The following is a 15,215-nucleotide window of genomic DNA, read 5'->3' as shown; positions in this document are numbered from 1 at the left end:
CGAGAACCCGACCTGCCAAACGGCCTCGGCGCCAGGGGCAGGTCAGGCTTGGAAGCTGAGTCGGAGGGTTGGCTGGTCAGGCCCGAAGTTCGGCATGCAGGCGGGTTGGAGGCAACGGAGCCGCGTCCAAGCGAGTGCCGACTGCGCTTTTGATCTTCTGCAGCGCGCGCGCCTCAATCTGGCGAATGCGCTCGCGCGACACGCCAAACGTGACAGCAAGCTCGTCGAATGTCTTCGGTTGTTCCGTCAGGAATCGCGCTTCGATGATGCTGCGCTCTCGCGAAGTCAGGGCTGCGAGCGCATTCTTCAAGGCGTCCCTTATCCGCTCGCGATCTTGTGCGTCGGAGACCAGCGTTTCAGGATCAGGCGAGGGATCGACCAGGCGGTCTTGCATCTCCTCGGAGGTGTCCGCCTGCGCCATGGGGACGTTGAGCGAAACGTCTCCTCGGATCCTTCCGTTCATCTCGACCACTTCGCCGGGCTCAACCTTTAATTGCCTGGCGATGTACGCGGCTTGCTCCGCTGACAGCTCGCCTTCCTCGCCCGCTCCTATTCGGTTCTTGAGCTTGCGCAAGTTGAAGAACAGCTTCTTTTGCGCTGCCGTCGTGCCGATCTTGACCAACGACCAGGATCGCAGGATGTACTCTTGGACGGTTGCCTTGATCCACCACATCGCATAGGTGGCGAGACGGAAGCCCTTCTTGGGCTCGAACCGTTTCACGGCGAGCATCAGCCCGACGTTCGCTTCTGAGATCAGGTCGGCGACCGGCAGACCGTAGCCGCGATAGCGCAGGGCTATCTTCGCAGCCAACCGCAAGTGACTTGTGACCAGACGGTATGCGGCCTCGCGATCGCCGTGTTCGCGCCATCGTTCGGCGTACATGGCTTCTTCGGCGGGATTGAGCAGCGGGAAATTGCGAATTGCCGCTAGGTACCGGGAGAGTCCGCCTTCAGAATAGACCGTGGGCATGGTTGATGGAAGTGACAGGGAGCTCATATCCAATTCCTCCTGAGAGCAAAGTGGGTTGGAGCACCGAGGGTGCGGCTTGGGCCCGGGAGCGGCACCCAAGCGCATCGGTCGCGCCCAGAAAATCCACGACCAGTCGCATTGTTCCCGTCGCGCCTTGGAAAGAGCATCTGTTGAGAGGGGCTCGGCTGGCGATACCCGACAGGTGCCGCGGTGGCAGAGAGTCCTGAGGTGACGGCTTGTCGCTGCCATTCCGAACTCATGCGTCCATATAGGCGAATCGGCAGCGGTCATCGCAGAAGCAATGTGGGGACGAGCCATGGCTTGGAATCAATTTGTCGGAATTACCATGCTCCTGTACGCATTGAGCAACCCTATCGGCGCCATTCCGATTTTCTTGGCGCTCACTCGACACGCAGGCGCCGGAAAGGCGCACCGGGTGATACTCCTGGCTTGCACAGCGGTAGGTACCTTCTTCTTCGGCGCGGTGCTCCTTGGCAAGGAGATCCTGAAGTTCTTCAATGTCGGACTGGACGATTTCCGCATTGCGGGCGGGCTGCTCGCGCTGGTCATCGCGCTTGAAATGTTTCAGGCGCAACATGGCAAACTGATACCGCGCTCCGACGAGGCGAGCCGCAGCGAAGTCGACGTCCACGGGCTCGCCATTACCCCTTTTGCCTTTCCGCTGCTGGTCGGGCCGGCCGAGATGGGCATCCTGATCACTCTTTCCAATGACAATCCGGGGTGGCTTGCCAAGGCATTCCTGGGGGCCGCCGCACTCGTGGCTACTTTCCTGATCGGACTGACCTTGTGGATGGCGGCGGCGGTCCAGCGCGTGCTGGGTCGTACCGGCATCAGTGTCATGACCCGCGTGATGGCCCTTATCGTCGCCGCGATCGGCGTGAATTTCATTATGACGGGCATTCGAAGTGAGCTGCCGGGATTGGCAAGCCCATAGCCTACCACGGCATGACCGCCCCGCGGGCGACGTGCAGCGCCTCAAGAGAGAGCTGGCTGGAAGCGCAGCATCAGCTGTGGAGCGAATTGATGAAGGTGTCTAACATCGTTCGGCTTTGCTGGTGCTGGATCTTGTCTGCGCGGCGAAGCAGAGTAACGGCCAAAAGCGACAAGGCTGGCGATCAGCGTCAAGTCGCCCGCCCCCCTGTGCCGTGGTGGCGCCGAGTTGCCGCAGGCTCTCCTGCCTCTATCGCGGGGTCCACCGGTGAAGGCTTGGCGCGCTGCGCTGCGGCACGAGCCTTGGCAATGGCCATCCAGTCCCGCAGCAGCCCCTTGTCTTCCTTCGAGAATGCCGCCCGCCGCTTGAGATGCTCGAAAGTGTCGTCGGGGTGGCAACGCTCGAATTCGGCGCGCACGAGCGACTCGAGATAGCTCTGTTCCTCGTTGTTCGGCATGCTGGCTGTTCCGTTTCCGAAGGTCCGCGTTCGCTGCTACGCCATAACCAGTTTGCGACATGCTGGTTCGCGCCTTGGATCGACAAGACCGAATGGAGCCGTTGCGAATGGCGATGATCCGTTCGAAAGTGCGGAGTTGCTGGGGCAAGTGGGGGCGCGACTATCTGGCCCTACTTGCGCCAGCTATGCATTCGGGCCAGGGCGCAGAGTCGTGCGTGTAACCGGACCGTTCGCGTATGTTATGTTGTATGGCGCGCTATACGCAGCATTTGGCGTGGCATCACCGTTCTGGCCGAAGTTCTTCGAAGCGAAGGCGCTGAGCGCCCAGCAGATCGGGGGGCTACTCGCCGCCGCGATGCTGATGCGGCTCGTCTCCGGACCAGTTGTCGCAGCCTTCGCCGACCTAATCGGATCGTTGCGCCTTGTGCTCGCCGGCTGTGCGATCGTTGCCGCAGGCGCCGCCGCTGCTTTGCTCGGGACGGATACATTCGTGCTGTTGCTCCTTGCCGCACTGGTCCAGGCGGCGGCTCTTGCTCCTACGACGGCGATTGCCGATGCGTTGTCGGTCAATGCCGCGCGGCCGCAGACGGCAGGGAGGCCCCTCGAGTACGGCTGGATACGAGGTGCGGGTTCGGTCGCTTTTGTGCTGGGAACGTTGGCAGTTGGGCAGCTCATAACTTCCACGGATCTCGCGCCGGTCGCCTGGGTGAATGCGATCCTCCTGATCGCGGCCGCCGGCGCAACGGCATGGGTTCCCCGTCCGGTCGCTCAAGCCTCATCGTGCGGCGGGCTCCGCTGTGGACGAAGTGTTCGCAGTTCTCAAGATTCCGGGGTTCCGATCGGTTATGGCGGCTTCAGCTTTGGTCTACGGCAGTCACGCAATGCATGACGCCTTCGCGGTCATCCGATGGAGCGATTCTGGCTTTGCCCCGTCGACAATCAGCTTCCTATGGGCCGAAGCGGTCCTGGCAGAGGTCTTCGTCTTTTTGCTGGTCGGTCCGGCCATGCTTGATCGGTTTGGCGCCCGTGCCGCCGCTGTTCTCGCGGCCGCCGCCGGCGTCGTGCGTTGGTGCGTTGCGGGACTGACGAGCTCGGTTTTGCTCCTTGCGATGATACAGCCGTTGCACGGACTGACTTTTGCTCTGCTTCATCTCGCTTGCATGCGCCTCATGCGGGCCGTAGTGCCCATAACCATCGCGGCGACAGCCCAGGCGGTGTACGCGTTCGGCTCCGGACTGGTGAGCACGCTGCTGACTCTCGTTTCCGGCGCTCTCTACGAGGCCTATGCCGGGGCAGCATTCATTCCGATGGCAGCTCTCTGCATAGTCGCCGTCCCGCTTGCGTGGCACGGGTTCGCGCGACGGACGGCCCGGTCTGGATCCTTTGGCTGAAGGAACCAGGCGACATACGCGCATTGAATGCACCTAAAACTAAACCGCCGCCCTGGCGAATAGTTTGGAGTTGCCACTAGAGCGCGTGTCGTCTGTCTCCTTGTTCCTCGTCGGGTGCCCTCCGCGTCCGACCAGCAGACGGAAGATGATGGCGCGCGGCTGAGCGCTTGCCCGACAGCCCTCGTCCCGCTCTGCTCTCGGATCGGAACGGCCTCTCTGTGAGGTGCAGACGCGGGCCCATGCAACGGCCGGCAGACGGTCCTCCTAGGAACCCCGCCGCCGGCGTGCCGGGTGCCGAGCAGCACACCCGTGACTTCGAAAATTCAGCAGAAGAGCGGGCGGGATCTCTTGACGTCGAAAAACGTGCTTCTAAATGGTTGCTTGCCACCGGTGTGGCGCCGGACGCGTTCTACGGTCCGGCAGAAACCGCCGGAAGATCCCGGCGCGCTCTTATCCATGTTGCTCAAAGGAGGATATGGCTATGAGGACCTATGATCTGTCCCCATTCTGGCGTTCGAGCATCGGCTTCGACCGAATGCTTGACCTGGCCAACGACGCGATGAACGACAGGGACAATTATCCGCTGTACGACATCGAGCGGACTGGCGAGGACCAGTACCGAATCTCGCTGGCGTTGGCCGGCTTCACCCCGGATGAGATCACGATCACTGCGGAGCAATCCAAGCTCACCGTGGAGGGCCGCAAGGCCGACAAAGGTGATCACAACTTCCTGTTCCAGGGCATCTCCATGCCGCCGTTCCGCCGCGTGTTCAACCTGGCCGACCACGTCCAGGTGAAGAATGCGACGTTCGAAAGCGGTATGCTGATGATCGATCTGGTCCGGGAAGTGCCGGAGTCAGTGAAACCGCGTCACATCGAGATCGGCTTGGCCGGCAATGACAACCAGCAAATCGAGCAGAAGCAAGTAGCCTGACCGGTCTACCGGTCAGAGCTGCGGGTGGTGCGCGGCGTTGCCGCGCGCCCGTCCGGCAAAAAGCAAACAAAGGAGAGAATACCATGGCACTGCGAGATCTCATTCCATTCGGAAATGGCTCACGGGAGATGTCCTTCCAACGCAATGAGGCCAATCCGTTCTTCGCGCTGCACAGCGAAATGAACCGGCTGTTCGACAATGCGTTTCGTGCGTTTGATATCGCCCCGTTCAAGTCAAACGGGCTCGGTAGCAGGACTGCAGCTTCGATGGTTGCAATCGCGCCAGCTCGCATCACAGGCCGAATGGATAGGTGTCGGGGGACGCCGGCACGGCGATTGTTCGGGCCCTAGAGGCCGGACTGCGTGAGACTCGTCGAACCACAAGAAGGCGTCAAACTGCTGGGCCAAGGAGGCTTCCGCGTAATTCTTTGCAGTTCGGTGTCGGGTCGGTAGATAACTCCGATAAAGCGTTCGAGCCGCGGCTCGATCAAGCGACGGCGAAGGCTCTCATCGCGACGAAACTCAAGGAGGCCGCGCGCCACACCGGAATCGTGAAACTGGCGCTCGTAGCTGTCCGGCCGAGAGGCCCGCACCTGCATCACTTCCATCTCGCCGTCCCAGTCCGACGCGGCGGCCACGGTACCCCGGGTGCCAAATCCGACCAAGCATGCTGCGCCGGCGAACTTGTTTCGACAAAGCTGCCCAAGGTTCAGCTCCTCCCGGACAACACCCATCTCCGTGAAGCGGGCATCGCCGATATGAGAGTTGTGCGCCCAGACCACTGCCTTCGATTGGGGACCTTGCGCCTCGAGGATATGCCCCAAGGTCTCGAACATGTGCGTATCGCGCAGATTCCAGGATTCGGCGCCTCCGTAATACATGATCCGATAGTAGCGTTCGGCGGATGCGACAAGACGCGCGTTCTGCGCCGCGTCCAGGAAGCTGTCCGGGTCGTTCGCGGCGTAGTCGAGGTGCTTTCCGAGGATCTCCTGGCACTGTCGGACCACCTCCGCTTCGCATTTTCGATAACCTTCAGTCAGGACGGCACGACCGTAGGTCGATGGTTCGCGCTGCCAAGGGGTCAGGCACCCATAACGCTCGCGCGCAATTGCTGCTGCAGGATCTACCCTATCGAGATAGGTGAGGACGGCAACGATGGAGCTTCGCATGTTGTAGATATCGAGACCGAAGAATGCGGCCCGCTCGCCGCGGGCTTTCTGTCGTTATGTTCGCGCATCCACTCGACGAAAGCGGCGACATCCGTATTGCGCCACATCCAGCTTGGGAAACGCTGGAACGGCTTCCCGCTCGAGCTGCGGGACGCTCGCTGGCGAACGTATCGGTCGATCGCCGCGGCGTCAGGCCAATCTGCTTCGACGGCAACGGCCGTAAAGCCGTGCTTCTCAATCAGGCGGCGCGTGATCGCGGCTCGCGCCTGGTAGAACTCAGACGTGCCGTGGCTGGCTTCCCCAAGCAGGACAATCCGAGAGGACGCGAAGCGATCAAAGCATCCCTTCAAATACGGCCGGCGACATTGTCGAGATCTGGAGCGCGTTCGTCGAAGCTCACCGCCGACGAGATTATGTCCTGGCGTTTCTCCGTAAGCGGTTGGGCGCACTGAAGGTCGCCGCTTAGTTTTGGCGTACCGATCGGCCTACTAAGTATTCTGTAGGGCGTACCCGTTAGGGTCGGGCGCAGCGTCTTCCACCCAAACCGTGCTCTCCAAGCACGAGTTTCGCCTCCATGCGACCCCTGTTTCAACGTCAGGCAGACTTCCGCCGCGTCCCGGCCGCCTGCTTCTTCGGGGTGACTTCCTTTGCCGGCTTCTTGCCGGCGATCGGCAGCATTTCCTTCTGGCCAGCCGCCGCCTTCTTCACTTTCTTCGTGAGCTTCTTCGCTGTCTTACTCTCGGCTGCTGCACTGCCGACGCTCTTGCGTAGCGCGTCCATTAGATCGACGACGTTCTCACCGCGCGGACGCTCCTTCGGGGTAATCGGCTTGCCGGCGCGCTTCTGGTTGATGAGCTCGATCAGCACGCTTTCATGGTGATCCTCGAATTTCTCCGGATCGAAGCGCCCCGCCTTCTGGTTCACGATGTGCCTGGCGAGATCGAGCATATCCTTGGTGACTTTGACGTCCTGGATCTCGTCGAAATACTCCTGTTCGCTGCGCACTTCATAGGGGTAGCGCAGCGGCCCTTATCCATTGGCTCGAGGGCGATGATGTGCTCGCGGTTGGTCAACACCACACGCCCGATGGCGACCTTGTCCATCTCGCGGATGGTCTCCCGGATCACCGTGAACGCGTCGTGACCGACCTTGCCGTCGCGGCGGATGTAATAGGGGCGGATCAGGTATCGCGGGTCAATATCGGTCTTGTCGACGAACTCGTCGATCTCGGTGGTTCGCGTTGACTCAAGCGCGAGCTCCTCGAGCTCTTCCTTGGAGACCTCGATGAACTGATCCTTCTCGAGCTGGCAGCCCTTGACGCCCTTGACGATGTCCTCGTTCGGGACCTCCTCGCCTGTGTCGGCGTCGACCTTGAGGTACTTGATGCGGTGACCGGTCTGCCGATTCAGCTGGTTGAACGAGATCTTCTCGCTCTCGGAAGTGGCCGGGTACAGCGCCACCGGACAGGTGACGAGGGACAGGCGCAGAAAGCCTTTCCAGTTCGCGCGGGGGGCCATGGGTACGCAAAACTCCAGGTACGAGGACTTGGACTCAAGACGAACGGCCCGACACGGTTCCGACACTGCCGCCGCCGTCGACGCATATTGGGCCTGACCGCCGAGAGAGGCGCTACGGCACATGGCGCGCACGCTTGACTTTTGCGAACATAATGAGAACATTCACCTATGAACCGACCCCAGCCATCTGAACCGGCCAGCTTCGAGCTGGAGGCCGCCGCCGACCAGACGATCGCTGCCTGCGGCGGAGATGCGCGCGAAGCTGTCAAATCGCTGCTTGTCGCCAACGGCTTCCTGGAGGCACAGGTCGTGGAGCTACGCGCCTCGGTTTCCGCCGGCTACTCGCGCCGCCGGCTCGACATCCCGCGCGATCGCAAGGATTGGTACGACTGACATGGCCGAGATCACCTACTGCGTCGCGTTGCCCTTTGTTGCCGCGCGGACGATGGCACCGCCGCCGGCGAGGCGTCGGAGTGCTTCTCGGCCAATGCTGCGGTGATGCGTGCCGAGGCGCTGTCTCGCAAGCCCGGGATCCTAGGCTCAGTCGCATTCAGCCGTACTGGAGATCCTGCGACCGGCGAGTTCGGAGACGTCACCGTCATTCGCAAGTTCGGCGAAGTCCCGGACGACCTGAGCGCTTTGAACGGCGGGACCGCGAAAATGTCAGCCTGAGCCAATAGAGAATCTATTTGCCGCTGAGCGACAGACTGATGCGAGTGACGATCTTGTCCCAGTCGTGCTCTTCGTCCGCGGGATAGTTGATCAGGATGCAATGGACCAGCCGCCCGGAGAAGTTGCAGCGGTTGTACCAAACCTTGTCCCCCCCTGTAGCTGGACACCGCAACGAACCGTGGCGTCATTCGCTTGTATTGAATGCGTGAAGGCGGATGCTTCTTTGCTAGAAAGGTAGCGGGAGAGTCGTTCCCGACGCTCGGCGCGGCCTGGATCGTGAGGTCTGCGCGTCCGTCGGCGGTGCGGAACCGTTGACCGTAACCGTCGGGTCGGCCGGCTGCCTCGGTAAAGATCGCGGACGGAAAGTCAACGGAGGTGCCGCTCTCCGGAATGTTGTATCTGGTCCATCTGACCGGCTGGGCCGAAGCCGCCAATGTCGAGGCAGCAAGTGTCAATGTGAGAGCTGCCCACGTCGATTTCATCGCGTTCCTCCGGCGATCATAGAGAAAAGCGGAGAAGGTCACTACGTTCCAAGATGTCTGATGCTGCCGATTGAAGCACGCGAGCTACTCACCTTCCTCGACAGGATCATTAGCATCGAGAATTCTTGGCGAGAAACCCGCACGAGCATCTGCCGCCCCTTGGAGAACGCAATGGCGTCAGTTCCTTGGCTCTGGGGCGGTGATATCAGGCAGCGCGCAGCGGGGACTGCGGACGACGGAGCCAGCCGACCTCTTCCGCCCGGCACCTCGGACACCTGAACTGGATTTCGCGTCGCACGGAAGCGGTCTTTTGGATGTTCGCCGCCATAGGCCATGCGCCGCACCGGCGACATTTTTCGAGCAGGCTCTCCGTTTCTATCATCGCACTCGCTCCTCCCCTGCACCACCGCTCGCCAACGCCCGGAGGCAACCCACGTTCCGGGGATCCGCAGATGAGACAAGGAACGAATCGGCGTGACGACGTTGAATCGCAATGTGTGCTGTGGAGTTGCGTCAGTCTCGTTCGGGAGTATCGCGTGTCCACGGCGCCATCAAAGTTGCTATTCCTGGTTACATCGAGCCGTGTGATCCCACGTTGCGCGAGAAGCCGCCGCGCGGCAAAGACTGGGTCTACGAGATCAAGGCCGACGGCTACCGCGCGCAGCTGCACCTGCGAGATGGTGATGCCAAGGTCTATTCACGCACGGGCCTGGACTGGACCGAACAATTCTCCTCGATCGCCGCGAGCGCCGACCTACTCAAGGCAAACAGTGCGATCATGGACGGTGAGGCCGTGGTGTACGGCAGTGCCGGCCTGCCGGACTTCCAGCAGCTGAGGCGGGAGCTCGGTCCGAAGCGCAGCGAGCGCGTGCGCTACCACGCTTTCGATCTCCTGTACCTGGACGGCTATGACTTGCGTGCTGTCGCGTATGAGGATCGCAAGCGCCTGCTGCAGCGGCTTCTGAAGGACGCGCCAGAGACTTTCATCTATGTCGAGGCGCTTGCGGCGGACGGCAACGTGATATTCGACAACGGGTGCAAGCTGGGCCTCGAAGGTCTGGTCGCCAAGCGGCTGGGCCAGCCGTACCGCTCGGGTCGGCAGGAGAGCTGGATCAAGCTCAAGTGCAAGAAGAGCGAGACCCTTCCGATCGTCGCCTTCGTGGAGAAGCTTGGGGCGCGCCCGCGCAAGGTCGCCTCGCTCTACGTCGGCCGGCGCCAGAACGGCAAGCTGCTCTACGCCGGCAAGGTGCGTACCGGTTACACCGAGACGACTGCACGCGAATTGCGCGAGCGGCTGGATCCGTTGATCCGCAAGAATTCTCCGCTCGATGCGGCGGTCAAAAAGCCGAAGGCGACCTGGGTCGAGCCGACCCTTGGGATCGAGGTGCAATATGGTGCGCTGACCGATGATGGCCTGCTCCGCGAAGCCGTGTTGAAGGGGTTTCGCGATGATCTTGCGGTGCGCAAGGTCAAGGCGCCGCGGCTGGTGCCGTCCGTCGCCGGCCGGCCGAAGCTGGGCGTCCCCCGGGAGAACATCCTGCAGCTTCTGCCCGAGGCCGTTGCTCCGTCCAAAGAAGAACTCGCCGATTATTGGACCCGGGTGTGGAAGAAGGCGCTGCCGCACCTCGGCCATCGTCCGCTGAAGCTCGTGCGTCACGTGCACGGCACGACCTTTTATCACAAGGGGCCGCTGCCGAAGGACATTCCGGCCGCCGTGCATCAGCTTCGTATTCAGAAGCGCGAGGGCGGCCAAGGAACGCGCCTGTGGGTCGACAGCCTTGATGGTTTGCTTGGGCTCGTCGAGATCGGCGCGGTCGAGCTTCACCCGTGGAATGCGACCGCCGAGGACTTCGAACATGCCGACCGCATCGTGATCGACCTCGATCCCGGCGAGGGCGTCGACTGGAATGCCGTGGTGGAGACCGCGCTCGATCTACGCACGCTGATGAAGCGCGAGGGTTTTGAGACCTGGCCCAAGCTCACCGGGGGCAAAGGTATTCATCTGATGGCGCTACTGGATCAGCCGATGCTGCACGACAAGGCGCATCGGGTTGCGCATCAGCTGGTCTCCGCCCTCGCAGCGCGCCATCCAGACCGCTACCTGCTGTCTGCTCAGGCAAAGCGCCGCGATCGCATCTTCCTCGACTATCTGCGCAATGGTCGCGGCACCACCGCCATCGGCACCTATTCCCCGCGAGCCCGAGAGGGATTTCCGATCGCAGCGCCCGTGACCTGGAAGCGGATCGAGAGCGGGATCGCGCCGGACGCCTTCACCATCGACAGTCCGTTCCGTGCGAAACCAAGGAGGTGAACAAGATGTCGGACGCATTCGATCAATGGGTGGAATGGCGCTCCAAGCCTCCCGGCGACAGGCGCAGCATTCCCGCCGAACTCTATGCGGCGGTGACGTCGCTGCCTGAAACCGATCGTTCCAACCGGCAGAGGGTCAACGAGGTGGTGCGCAGTCATGACACGGCTCGCCGAGAGGGCAGAACCGTATGGCTCTACCTTGATGACTACGAGAACGGCGAGGTGCGCGCGGCGGGGCATCCGGAGTGGGTCAAGATATTTGCAGCTTGGGGTGCCGCCGACGCCTGGCTCCACGACAACGACCCCGAAGGCGTTGCCTGGGAGTACGAAGTGGAAGGCGGTCCAGCTCAAGCCTCGGTGTGGCTCTGCTTGCCCGATCCGGCGTCCAGAGCGTTCGGTGAGCCCGACTGGATCAAGCTCTTTGCCTCGAAAGAGCGCGCGCAAAAATGGCTTGAGGGCAACGAGCCAAAGCGCGACATTTGGCAGTACCCGGTTCAGGAGTTACACGAATGAGTGGTTCGTTGACAGCTCCGTCTGGTTCGCTGCAGCGGCCAAGCAAGATGCTCAGAATGAGCGCGCCAAGTCGATCCTTCAGAGCGTCGGCCAATACCTCACGACGGACTTGGTGCTGGTCGAGACGTGCCAGCTTCTAAGAGCCCGATTGGCCGCGGTGTGGCGGAAGTCTTCTGGGAGCGGCTGCGCGACAGCGGAGTTCGGATCGAACCCATCGTCCGCGCCGATCTGGATGCGGCTTCGGAGATAGGAGCGCGCTTCCCGGACGAGAGCTTTTCCTTCGTCGACCGGACGAGTTTTGCCCTGATGGAGCGCATGGGGATCACGCGAGCAGCGACCTTCAATCCGGACTTCGCAGCGTACCGACCCAGCCGCGCTCAGAAGCGGCCATTCCAGATCCTTAGCGCAGGCCACAGCAAAGTCTTCATCACGCTCAGACAAGCGCTTCTTGAACGCCGGCCCGTTCACGTCAGCCGCGACGGCAAGTGCCAGACGGTCTGCCCCTATATCCTGGGCCATACCACCGGAGAGGAGCGCGCATTCGTCCTCCTTGTGCACGCGAGTGAGCGGACGACGCGTCCGGCACAAGCCAAGTGGATCTGCCTTCGGCTTTCGAAGATCGACGATGTTCGCTTTGCCGATGAGCCTTGGATCGAGCAAGACTACCCGGGTCCGGTGCAGCGATGTGTCGATCAGGTGCACTTGGAGGCGACGCGACTGCCACAGCTTCTGACATAGCGTCGCATAACCGCCGGCTCTGCAAGCCAAACCGGAAGTCACGCCGATTGACGGTGATCGGCCGGCTAGCGACCCCCCTCCGGAACGGAAACCTGGAACTTCTCAGCCCAGCGCATGTTGTGGGCGATGAATTATGCGGCGGCCCGCCCAGGCGGGTCGCCCCTTTTCTTACGTGTTTGCCGATCCTCGAACTCAGGAGCTCAGAATGCGGCTTGGGCGATATCTGGCGCCGGCAGATCGGGCCGTGCGGCAAATACCACCGCTTCGGTCTGTGCCGCGCGCCTTTGAAAAGTTGCGGCGGCGGGCGAGGGCGGGTGTGTCGCATCAAAGGTCGATTGCAAGCACCTCGCGAGGCGCCATGGAGCGCATCTGCCGGGAGAACGGCGCTCTATGCCGCCCTGACGAGCCTCACGAAGCGCGACCAATGGCATCTGCCTACAATCCTCAATTTGTCGTAGATCAGAGGATATCCACTCCTCCCAACCGAATTGCCTATGACGTAGGACCCTTAGCGTTTTTGGAAGGTCGCTCTTAGGCAGCAGGAAGAAGCTACGGTCATAAGCTACGACCAGACCAGTTAGCTATGAGCAGAACAGAGAATTGTTCGTCAGGAGCTTCCATTTTAGTGAAAATAAACCGGGGAGCCCGCGCCCAAGACAATCTCCACCTTGGGGCCAAATCGTAAGATTGCCTGATCCGGCTGGCGCGCGCACCAAGCGCCACGGTCGGCGGTGCGCAGTATTCCAAGGTCATCCAGGAACAGCCGTGACGCACTATCGCCGCTGACTACATCAGCCCCACAGCTATAAGCCGCCGTCCTGTTGCTCCTGAGATCGCAAGCATCCGATAAGCATCGAAACGCGACCTCGGCTGCATGTGATCGCCTGCAACAGACCTTACGTGCGGCCTGCATTTGGGGGGCGTCCAGAGGGCCTACGCTGCTTCAATAGTGAATCTGAACGTTTGTGGAATGGCCTTCGACCAGCCCGGAAAAACCCGCCGCAACCGGAGGGATAGCGCGAGTGGGCAAGTTCTTCTGGCCGATGAATTCCACCGTGCGCTGTTTCAGAGAAAGCCCAGCCACGAACGCAGTGTGGAGCCACGATCGCCTGCACGTGACCAGCTTTGCGCGAGCTCTCATTTGCCACCAGGCGCTGAACTTGTACGCTGACGCAGGTAAGGGTCTCGCGAACCTTCTCGATTTCCGAGAATGTGAGCCGGACGGTTTGCGCCATCGTGCGCTCCAGCTCCCTTAGTAGGGGGTCGTAAACGGACCTACACTCAGCCCGTCACGTTGGCCGGCCGCTTCCGGGAATGTTGAAATCCCGGGCGGCAAGCTCCAGCTCGAGTTCAGTGATCCGCTCAAAGATGCGAGCAGCAATCGCCTCCGGCTCCTCCGCGGTCAAGGATCGAATGCCCCGCAAGGCAAGTTCGTCTCTGAGAACCTTCGCCACAATCACTTGGATGGCCATTGGATCAACAGTCCTAAAACGATAATCCAACCGCAACCGAAGGGTGAGCGCAAGTGGTTGGGCGGTTTTCCTGGCGCTCCGGCTAGCTCTCTCGGCGTGGAATACCGAAGCTGTCGCAGCTACTCGCGAACGCCTCTTTTGCCGCAGTATCTTCGAAGCAAAAGAGCGTGCCCACGTCTGCACGATCGATCCACCAGTCGATCTTCCTCCCTTTTGCAATGCGAGACGCTTCATCGCGTAGCAGATCCAACTGTCTCCCGGCTGCTTGAACGATCAAGCAATGATCCTTCCCCATGAATGCTCTCCTGTCGAGATTAGAAGTTGTGCCGATGAAATGCGTACCTTCTGCAGCATGAATGGAACGGGGTAAGCGCAGCTAGCCTGCGGGGTCATCTGGGCCGCTTGATTGATCGTGGTGTAGGTTGCTTGAGCGCGAACTGACCAGCATCTTCAGCTTCGATTGCTCCTCGCGCAGGCGCCTTTCGACGAACTGGCGCTCGAACTCCGTCAGAGTGGTTTGCAATAAGAGGTGGTAGCGTTGAATATTGATGTGATGTGCACGCGCCGAATTGTCGGCGATCATCGTCGTGTTCCTGTGAAGGATAGCAATGCATTTCCCTTTTGCTTCACGGTGAGACCGGTGAGGGGCCATTCCAAAACGTTGCTGGATCGGAGTATCTCCGGTCCGCGCGAGGGTAATAAGCTTTTCTGTTCGCGCGTGTGAAATACTTCACAAGCCCAGCGGTCGTCGGCTGTGATCGTTTGCTCGCTGCTTAGACCAGCTGAGTGCTTGAAAAGCACGCCGGTTCGCGCGCTGTTAGGCTCAAGGCGATCTTCATCCGGCCCCGAAGACGGCGACAAGGATGTTGTTGTGCATATTAGCTCGGTGGAACGCGCCGGCTTGTCAGGTTTGGCTGAGGCCAGAAGGTCCCTTATGAAGTCCAACTTGATCGTAAGCGCGGCAAGAGTTCGCAAAAAAATCGCGCGTTTGACGACTGCCGCAGCATGAGCGCGGCGGCTTGATCACTGCACTTTTTGGCCGAGGTCTCTTAAGAGTGCGTGGAGAAAGTCGCTGGCATGGTCATAACGCGCGTTACCATCGGTGATTTGACGGGCGCGCGGCTCCATTATGCGGCCAACGGTCTCGAAGCCGAGCAGGTCAACTCTGTTCGACCATTGCTGCAATAAGCTTCCAGGAATGTCTTCAGCAGATCCGAACAGCTTCAAAAGGCAATGTTCGCCCTCGTGTTTGTGGTCGTGATGAGCTTTCGCAGCATAGAAGGCGAACAACCCACGAAATGCATCACGGGAAACGGCAGGTTTTGCCATCACAATGTCCCCGGAAACAATTGAGTTTTCAATGAGGACGAGTATGAAGCCGTTGAGCGGGAAAATCCAGCAAAAAAGCGATTCATTCGCAGTCGATGTCAGGCAAAGAGGCCGCCCGAACGCGGCATCAGTTGTGTAAAGCGCCGATTAAGGATCGTTGCTTGAAATTGACTAGCCTAGCAGGGCTGCCGCTCCAGACCCGGGTGAAAATAGATGCGAGATGAACCGGTGCCAGCCTCGGTCGCGGAAGCATGCCAAGGTGGCTTACCCGTTGCCCGGCCAATTCTAACAGAAGTTCGGGAAAAAGCGC

General features: G+C 60.8%; 14 protein-coding genes and 5 pseudogenes. 10 read left to right on the top strand and 9 right to left on the bottom strand.

All coding sequences use genetic code 11. The features are described from left to right. Nucleotides 1-76: 76 nt before the first annotated feature. Entirely contained in the window at nt 77-997 is a 921-nt protein-coding gene (rpoH, locus tag IVA88_RS28400; protein WP_247500512.1) for an RNA polymerase sigma factor RpoH, read from the bottom strand. A gap of 274 nt (nt 998-1,271) precedes the next feature. Between rpoH and IVA88_RS28395 the strand changes: the two genes are divergently transcribed. Then, a complete protein-coding gene (locus IVA88_RS28395; RefSeq protein ID WP_346657655.1) occupies nt 1,272-1,925 on the top strand; it encodes a MarC family protein in 654 nt (217 codons plus the stop codon). Nucleotides 1,926-2,112: 187 nt separating this feature from the next. Here the strand turns inward: IVA88_RS28395 and IVA88_RS28390 are convergent, their stop codons facing one another. After that, nucleotides 2,113-2,379 (bottom strand): hypothetical protein, encoded by a 267-nt coding sequence (locus IVA88_RS28390; RefSeq protein ID WP_247500510.1) that lies wholly within the window; start codon nt 2,377-2,379, stop codon nt 2,113-2,115. Nucleotides 2,380-2,653: 274 nt separating this feature from the next. On the opposite strand from IVA88_RS28390, the gene IVA88_RS32375 reads away from it, so the two are divergent. The 3 genes from IVA88_RS32375 (at nt 2,654) to IVA88_RS28380 (ending at nt 4,704) form a co-directional block, all read left to right on the top strand. Further along, the gene (locus IVA88_RS32375; protein ID WP_346657654.1) at nt 2,654-3,268 is read left to right on the top strand and encodes an MFS transporter; all 615 of its coding nucleotides are present in this window, start codon (nt 2,654-2,656) and stop codon (nt 3,266-3,268) included. Then, nucleotides 3,225-3,770, top strand: a complete 546-nt coding sequence (locus IVA88_RS32370) for an MFS transporter (RefSeq protein WP_253075363.1) — start codon at nt 3,225-3,227, stop codon at nt 3,768-3,770. The genes IVA88_RS32375 and IVA88_RS32370 overlap by 44 nt, the downstream gene beginning before the upstream one ends. 481 nt (nt 3,771-4,251) lie before the next feature. Continuing rightward, nucleotides 4,252-4,704 carry an Hsp20 family protein gene (locus tag IVA88_RS28380; protein WP_247500509.1) on the top strand — a complete coding sequence of 151 codons (453 nt, stop codon included), beginning with the start codon at nt 4,252-4,254 and terminating at the stop codon, nt 4,702-4,704. 291 nt (nt 4,705-4,995) lie between these two features. On the opposite strand, the pseudogene IVA88_RS28375 reads toward IVA88_RS28380, so the two are convergent. Continuing rightward, a pseudogene (locus tag IVA88_RS28375) lies at nt 4,996-6,210 on the bottom strand (erythromycin esterase family protein); the annotation flags it as partial. A 256-nt stretch (nt 6,211-6,466) separates the two neighbouring features. After that, nucleotides 6,467-7,389 (bottom strand): annotated as a pseudogene (locus tag IVA88_RS28370) (Ku protein). A 168-nt stretch (nt 7,390-7,557) separates the two neighbouring features. Here IVA88_RS28370 and IVA88_RS28365 point away from each other — a divergent pair. Both IVA88_RS28365 and IVA88_RS28360 read left to right on the top strand, forming a co-directional pair. Continuing rightward, nucleotides 7,558-7,782, top strand: coding sequence for a hypothetical protein (locus IVA88_RS28365; protein WP_247500508.1), 225 nt, complete (start codon nt 7,558-7,560; stop codon nt 7,780-7,782). A 1-nt stretch (nt 7,783) separates the two neighbouring features. Further along, nucleotides 7,784-8,061, top strand: a pseudogene (locus IVA88_RS28360) (hypothetical protein). Nucleotides 8,062-8,074: 13 nt separating this feature from the next. Here the strand turns inward: IVA88_RS28360 and IVA88_RS28355 are convergent. Continuing rightward, nucleotides 8,075-8,543 (bottom strand): annotated as a pseudogene (locus IVA88_RS28355) (hypothetical protein). A gap of 493 nt (nt 8,544-9,036) precedes the next feature. On the opposite strand from IVA88_RS28355, the gene ligD reads away from it, so the two are divergent. The 3 genes from ligD (at nt 9,037) to IVA88_RS28340 (ending at nt 12,104) form a co-directional block, all read left to right on the top strand. After that, the gene (gene ligD, locus IVA88_RS28350) at nt 9,037-10,854 is read left to right on the top strand and encodes a DNA ligase D (RefSeq protein WP_247500507.1); all 1,818 of its coding nucleotides are present in this window, start codon (nt 9,037-9,039) and stop codon (nt 10,852-10,854) included. 5 nt (nt 10,855-10,859) lie between these two features. After that, nucleotides 10,860-11,366, top strand: coding sequence for a hypothetical protein (locus IVA88_RS28345; RefSeq protein ID WP_247500506.1), 507 nt, complete (start codon nt 10,860-10,862; stop codon nt 11,364-11,366). A gap of 159 nt (nt 11,367-11,525) precedes the next feature. After that, the gene (locus tag IVA88_RS28340; protein ID WP_247500505.1) at nt 11,526-12,104 is read left to right on the top strand and encodes a hypothetical protein; all 579 of its coding nucleotides are present in this window, start codon (nt 11,526-11,528) and stop codon (nt 12,102-12,104) included. A 1,289-nt stretch (nt 12,105-13,393) separates the two neighbouring features. Here the strand turns inward: IVA88_RS28340 and IVA88_RS28335 are convergent. The 3 genes from IVA88_RS28335 to IVA88_RS28325 all read right to left on the bottom strand — a co-directional run bounded on the left by IVA88_RS28335 (nt 13,394) and on the right by IVA88_RS28325 (nt 14,159). Further along, a complete protein-coding gene (locus IVA88_RS28335; protein WP_247500504.1) occupies nt 13,394-13,576 on the bottom strand; it encodes a hypothetical protein in 183 nt (60 codons plus the stop codon). A gap of 82 nt (nt 13,577-13,658) precedes the next feature. Next, nucleotides 13,659-13,871 (bottom strand): hypothetical protein, encoded by a 213-nt coding sequence (locus IVA88_RS28330; RefSeq protein WP_247500503.1) that lies wholly within the window; start codon nt 13,869-13,871, stop codon nt 13,659-13,661. A gap of 81 nt (nt 13,872-13,952) precedes the next feature. Further along, nucleotides 13,953-14,159: a hypothetical protein gene (locus tag IVA88_RS28325; protein WP_247500502.1), complete on the bottom strand. Its 207-nt coding sequence runs from the start codon at nt 14,157-14,159 to the stop codon at nt 13,953-13,955. Nucleotides 14,160-14,366: 207 nt separating this feature from the next. Between IVA88_RS28325 and IVA88_RS28320 the strand changes: the two are divergent. Continuing rightward, nucleotides 14,367-14,599 (top strand): annotated as a pseudogene (locus tag IVA88_RS28320) (cold shock domain-containing protein). Here IVA88_RS28320 and IVA88_RS28315 read toward each other — a convergent pair. Continuing rightward, a complete protein-coding gene (locus tag IVA88_RS28315) occupies nt 14,600-14,905 on the bottom strand; it encodes a hypothetical protein (RefSeq protein ID WP_247500501.1) in 306 nt (101 codons plus the stop codon). It lies immediately after the preceding pseudogene. Nucleotides 14,906-15,215: the final 310 nt, after the last annotated feature.

Origin of the sequence: Bradyrhizobium sp. 149 (genome assembly GCF_023073915.1) — a bacterium.
GTDB lineage: Bacteria > Pseudomonadota > Alphaproteobacteria > Rhizobiales > Xanthobacteraceae > Bradyrhizobium.
The sequence above is the reverse complement of the archived record's forward strand: the minus strand, read 5'-3'. Positions and strand labels throughout refer to the sequence as shown.

Bases quoted from the DNA above. Each gene is read 5' to 3' on its own strand.
- IVA88_RS28345 (WP_247500506.1), top strand. From the start codon at position 10,860: ATGTCGGACGCATTCGATCAATGGGTGGAATGGCGCTCCAAGCCTCCC.
- IVA88_RS32370 (WP_253075363.1), top strand. From the start codon at position 3,225: ATGGCGGCTTCAGCTTTGGTCTACGGCAGTCACGCAATGCATGACGCC.
- ligD (WP_247500507.1), top strand. From the start codon at position 9,037: ATGTGTGCTGTGGAGTTGCGTCAGTCTCGTTCGGGAGTATCGCGTGTC.
- IVA88_RS28380 (WP_247500509.1), top strand. From the start codon at position 4,252: ATGAGGACCTATGATCTGTCCCCATTCTGGCGTTCGAGCATCGGCTTC.
- rpoH (WP_247500512.1), bottom strand. From the start codon at position 997: ATGAGCTCCCTGTCACTTCCATCAACCATGCCCACGGTCTATTCTGAA.
- IVA88_RS28365 (WP_247500508.1), top strand. From the start codon at position 7,558: ATGAACCGACCCCAGCCATCTGAACCGGCCAGCTTCGAGCTGGAGGCC.
- IVA88_RS28390 (WP_247500510.1), bottom strand. From the start codon at position 2,379: ATGCCGAACAACGAGGAACAGAGCTATCTCGAGTCGCTCGTGCGCGCC.
- IVA88_RS28325 (WP_247500502.1), bottom strand. From the start codon at position 14,159: ATGATCGCCGACAATTCGGCGCGTGCACATCACATCAATATTCAACGC.
- IVA88_RS28395 (WP_346657655.1), top strand. From the start codon at position 1,272: ATGTGGGGACGAGCCATGGCTTGGAATCAATTTGTCGGAATTACCATG.
- IVA88_RS28315 (WP_247500501.1), bottom strand. From the start codon at position 14,905: ATGGCAAAACCTGCCGTTTCCCGTGATGCATTTCGTGGGTTGTTCGCC.
- IVA88_RS28330 (WP_247500503.1), bottom strand. From the start codon at position 13,871: ATGGGGAAGGATCATTGCTTGATCGTTCAAGCAGCCGGGAGACAGTTG.
- IVA88_RS28335 (WP_247500504.1), bottom strand. From the start codon at position 13,576: ATGGCCATCCAAGTGATTGTGGCGAAGGTTCTCAGAGACGAACTTGCC.